At 65.5% G+C, this 5304-nt stretch carries 4 protein-coding genes; all 4 read left to right on the forward strand.

What is annotated here, in order from left to right:
- The first annotated feature begins 314 nt into the window (after nt 1-314).
- Nucleotides 315-965, forward strand: a complete 651-nt coding sequence (locus tag ACSHSS_RS29370) for an NADPH-dependent FMN reductase (protein ID WP_012468038.1) — start codon at nt 315-317, stop codon at nt 963-965.
- Between the two features lie 223 nt (nt 966-1188).
- On the forward strand, nt 1189-1407 hold the full coding sequence (locus tag ACSHSS_RS29375; RefSeq protein ID WP_006396283.1) for a hypothetical protein: 219 nt from the start codon (nt 1189-1191) through the stop codon (nt 1405-1407).
- Between the two features lie 96 nt (nt 1408-1503).
- Complete coding sequence (locus tag ACSHSS_RS29380; protein ID WP_039216719.1) at nt 1504-2406, forward strand: aminomethyltransferase; 903 nt, start codon at nt 1504-1506, stop codon at nt 2404-2406.
- A gap of 946 nt (nt 2407-3352) precedes the next feature.
- Nucleotides 3353-5304 (forward strand): ESPR-type extended signal peptide-containing protein (locus tag ACSHSS_RS29385; RefSeq protein ID WP_445545906.1); only part of this gene is annotated, 1952 nt, incomplete at its 3' end.

Consider the following 5304-nt stretch of genomic DNA (forward strand, 5'->3'; position numbering starts at 1 on the left):
GCCTGCAACTTCGGAAGTTGGTCCATTGATCAGCGTTTCCCTAGCGCGACGGACGAAAAAAAAGCCCCGCCTGCATCCGCGCGGCGGGGCCAACCCATGTCAGTCGAGACATCATGGAGGAGACGGTTTCATCATATCGATGGCACCGCGCCGGCCCAACCAAGCATTTCTGCTATCGTTCTGCGCCGCACTGCACACGCCGCGTCGGCATATCGATAGAACGAAAAGTCGTTTTCACAGCGGCGACGCGGTCGTTACCATGCAGTTTTAAGCCTGTGCTTAGCCGGGCAAGCCATTCCCGAGAGGAGCGCCCCTTGACTGCATTCGATCAACATCGCCGGCCGTTCGTCGTCGGCATCGGCGGCACCACCCGCGCCGCGTCGTCGACCGAGCGTGCGCTGTCGTTCGCGCTGCGCGGCGCGCAGGCCGCCGGCGCGCGTACGCGCCTGTTCGACGGCCCGTTCCTGCATACGCTGCCGCACTACGCGCCCGAACAGAACACGCTGACCGACGCGCAGCGCGAACTGATCGACGCCGTGCGCGAGGCCGACGCGATCATCATCGCGACGCCCGGCTATCACGGCGGCGTATCCGGTCTCGTGAAAAACGCGCTCGACACGCTCGAGGAACTGCGCGGCGACACGCGGCCCTACCTCGACGGACGCGCGGTCGGCCTGATCGTCACCGCATACGGCTGGCAGGCGGCCGGCACCGTGCTCACGTCGCTGCGCTCGATCGTCCATGCGCTGCGCGGCTGGCCGACACCGTTCGGTGCAACCGTGAACACGCTCGAGACGCGCTTCGACAGCGCGGACAGCTGCTCGGACCCGAAAGTGGTCGCGCAGCTCGAAACCGTCGGCGCGCAAGCGGCCGAATTCGCGCTTGCGTTTGCGTCGCATCGCGCCGCCACGCATGCGGCATCGGTCGACGCGCTCGCGCCCGTGCTGAAGATCGCGAACCAGTAACCGCCCGTTCTCTGCGCCGCCCGCGCCCGGCCGACGTTCGCCGCGCGCGGGCGGCGCGTTTTCGGACGCGCGCCGTGCGCGTTGCACGCGCGGATGCGGTCGTCCGATGCCGTGCGGCGATAACGATCGCGCGCGGCGCATGATTAGCATTGGCCGAAAGATTGGTTCACGCGCGCGACCGATTTTCGTACGCTGACAGCCCGAACCTTCTTTGCACAGGCCCATGAACCGCACGATCCGCTACAAGGGCTACGAAGTGGCCCCCGCCGCCGCCCGGCTGCCGAACGGGCTGTTCGCCGCCAACCTGACGATCGAGAAGGCAAGCGGCGGCCCGTCGTCGCACGCCGTTTCGTTCGACGCGATCGATTTCTTCTTCGAGGAAGAGCACGCACTCGCCTATGCGTCCCGCTGGGGACGGCTATGGGTCGACACGCACGCGTGACATTCGTCAAGCGGCGCGCGTCATGGCCGTACGAAAAATACGCGAAACCGGAACCTATGTGAGAATCTTTCGTTCCGTAATCGCATAACAACAGCCATGACTGACACGCTGCAGGAAGAGCACGCAGCAGCAGATCACGCAATGCGCAACTGGACCTTCGAGAGGCAAGGTCCGGTCAAAATCGGTTCCGATGCGCACAAGCAGATGTTCTGCCGCATGCTGCTCGACACGCACAACCCGTACAAGCCGGCCGTGATCGACTGGCCGCCGCTGAAGCCGAACGAGCTCGAACGGCTCACGTCGCTGCCGATCTGGGACATCGCGGTCCAGACCGAAGGCCGCGCGTCGATCCGCGTCGCGACGTTCGCGGCGACGGTCGACGATCCGCTGCTGCGCCAGGCGCTCGAGATGGACGGCGGCGAGGAAGCGCGCCACAAGGTCGTGCTGTCGAAGCTCGTCGAGGCATACGGGATCAAGCTCGCACCCGAGCCGCCGTATCCGGCGCCGAACGATCCCGAATGGTCGTGGATGGTCACGGGCTTCAGCGAATGCATCGACAGCTTCTTCGCGTTCGGCCTGTTCCGTTCCGCGCAGCGCTCCGGCTACTTCCCGCCCGAACTCGTCGAGACGTTCGAGCCGGTGATCCAGGAGGAAGGCCGTCATATCCTGTTCTTCGTGAACTGGTTCGCGTGGTACTGGCGCAACATGCCGTGGTGGCGCCGCCCGTGGTTCTTCGCGCGCGTCGCGGCCGTGTGGGCGTTCCTGATCTGGGAGCGGATCGGCATCGCACGCGGCATCGACGCGGACGGCGTCGCGCATGACGCGAACTTCCCGGCGACCGGCACGGCCGCCGTCGGCGATGCGCTGAACCCGCGCGAACTGCTGGAACTTTGTCTGACCGAGAACGACCGCCGGATGGCGGGCTACGACACGCGTCTCCTGCGACCGATGTTCGTGCCGCGCCTCGCGCGCTTCGCGCTGCGTTTCCTGCGGAAATGACCCTACGCGCGGCCCGCCGGGTTCGGCGGCGCCCGCTCCATGTGCGGAACGCGGCCCGAAACTCGGGCTCCGCGGCCGCCACCCCTCCATCCGTCATCGCGTCGCTCCGTCCGTCCGCGCACATTCATCCGACGATTTCGTTGCGGCGTCGTTGCTGGAGCGCCTCTGCTCGTCGTCCCGGCCGCCGGTGCGTCGCTCCGGCATACCGGCTCCCGCGCCCGGGCATCGCGCATGCGAGCGATTTTCCGACGCGATTCGCCGAAATCTTCCAATTGGAAGAGATTCGCGGATATCCCACGAGATGACCGCGCAGCGAGCGGTTGCATTTTTTTTACAACTTTGTGAAGCCAGCACGGACCCGCGTGTCGCCGCAAACGCCCGCCGGACGGCGCGCGAACGGCGCTCGCATGCGTATTTCAGCATAGCCGACCGACGATTTAATGTGCTTTTTGGTTTTAAATTATTATAAGAATGCCGTTATTAAAACCATCCAGATAAACGCACCCTAAATCACCAAATTCAACGCACTCGATTATCCAAAAAAATCAACGCAACGACATTACATTGAAGAAAGGTTGACCCGCCTCGCAAACGTTTGCGGCTTCGCTTTCCTTTCACGATGGTAAGAATGATAACCGAAGTCTCGGCTCACTCCAACAGCAAGCCCTTGATTTTTCTATCTCTTGTCCTCGTCGCCCGGCCTCTCGCCAATCTTTCACCTCCCCTTGTCAGGTGTTTCCGGAGCATTACTAGCAAAAACGTCAGAACTTGATCCATTGACGATCTTTTAACTTTCGAACAAGCGAATTTTTCACTCCTTTGCAATCTCGAAAATGGACCTCCCATAAACTCCGCTCGTCATTTTTGAGATTGGCGCGAGCGCACGGCATATTCGACGACCGAAAAGAGCCAGGTGTGTTGCGTGCTTATTTGGAGGTAGCAGGACATGAACCGCACATACCGCTCGATCTGGAACGAGGCGCTCGGCGCCTGGGTCGCAGCATCCGAACTCGACGCCGCGCGCGGTAAGCCGAACAAGTCCGCCGTCGCGATCGCCGCCGCCGTCGTGCTGACGGCGCTCCCCGCCCTGGCAAGCGCCAACACGTTCGTGCCCGGCACGACGAACGGCTCGCAATTCACCGTCTCGTCGTGTACGTCGAGCGGCGGCAACGGCACCGTCGGCCGCACGACCACCGGCAACACGAACGCGTATGCATCCGACGGCTCCGGCACGTATTCGACCGTCGCCGGCTGTAACGCGAGCGGCAACAACAACCTCGCGGCCACCGCCTACGGCGCGTTCGCGCAGATCACCGGCACGGGCGGCACCGCGACGGGCTTCCTGTCGTCGGCCGCACTGTGGGGCACCGCGGCCGGCCTCGAATCGACCGCGAGCGGCGCCGGTTCAACCGCGCTCGGCTTCGGCGCAACCGCGAATGCGCTGAACTCGGTGGCGATCGGCGGTGCGGCCGGCAACGGCACGACGCCGCTGTCGTACGCGAACTCGACGATCGCGTCGGGTGCCGGCGCGGTCGCGATCGGCAGCAACGCGACGAAGGGCGCGCAAGCGGCCGCGTCGGACGGCATCGCGATCGGCGGACAGTCGTCGGTCGCGTCGGCAGCCACGTCGGGCATCGCGGTCGGCCGCGGTGCAACCGTCAACGGCGCATACGGCATCGCGCAAGGCGACGGTGTCGTGTCGGGTGCGACCGGCCGCAACGTCGCGATCGGCTCGACCGGCACGACGGCGAACGGCAGTACGGCAGGCGGCGGCGCGGTCGCGATCGGCCGCGGTCAGACGGCGACCGGCGACGGCGCAGTGGCGATCGGCGACCCGAACAGCGCGACCGGCACCGGCGCGCTCGCGGTCGGCGCGAACAACACGTCCAACGGCCAAGGCGCGGTGGCGCTCGGCAACGCGAACTCGGCGAGCGGTACGGGCTCCGTCGCGATGGGCAACAGCAACACCGCGTCGAACAGCTCGGTGGCGATCGGCAGCTCGGCGAATGCGACAGGCACGAACGGCTCGGTCGCGATCGGCAACTCCGCGACGGCCAACGGCACGGGCGCGATCGCGCTCGGCAATGTCGGCAGCTTCGCGGCCAATACGCAGGCGACCGGCGCAGACGCGCTCGCACTCGGCAACGGCGCGACGGCGAGCGGCAACGCAGGCGCGGTGGCCGTCGGTGCGGCCGCGGTCGCGTCGAACTCGTACGCGACCGCGTTCGGGTCGAACTCGACCGCGTCGGGCGCGGGTTCGGTCGCGTTCGCGCAAAACGCGACGGCGTCGGTGACGAACGCGATCGCGCTCGGCGTCGGGTCGACCGCGAACGTCGCCAATTCGGTCGCGCTCGGCAGCAGCTCGGTGACGAGCAGTGCGCTGACGTCGACGTCCGGCGGCACCACGTCGGTCAGCAACACGACGATCGGCGGCCAGACCTTCGGCAACTATGCGGGCGCGGCCGCGGCAGGCGGCGTCGTCAGCGTCGGCCAGCCGAATGCGGAGCGCCGCGTGCAGAACGTCGCCGCGGGCCTCGTCAGCGCGACCAGCACGGATGCGATCAACGGCAGCCAGCTCTATGCTGTGGCGAGCACGACGACGTCGAGCATCGCGAGCCTGTCGACTTCCGCTTCCACTGGGATTTCGTCGGCGAATAGCTCGATCGGGTCGTTGTCGACGGCGACGTCGAGCAGCATCGCTTCGCTGTCGACTTCGACTTCGACGGGGATCTCGTCGGCGAATAGTTCGATCGGGTCGTTGTCGACGGGTCTCAGTTCGACCAATAGCTCGGTTACGTCGCTTTCGACGTCGGCTTCGACCGGGATTTCGTCGGCTAATAGCTCGATCGGGTCGCTGTCGACGGGTCTCAGTTCGACCAATAGCTCGGTTACGTCGCT

Source organism: Burkholderia sp. BC1 (genome assembly GCF_052683555.1).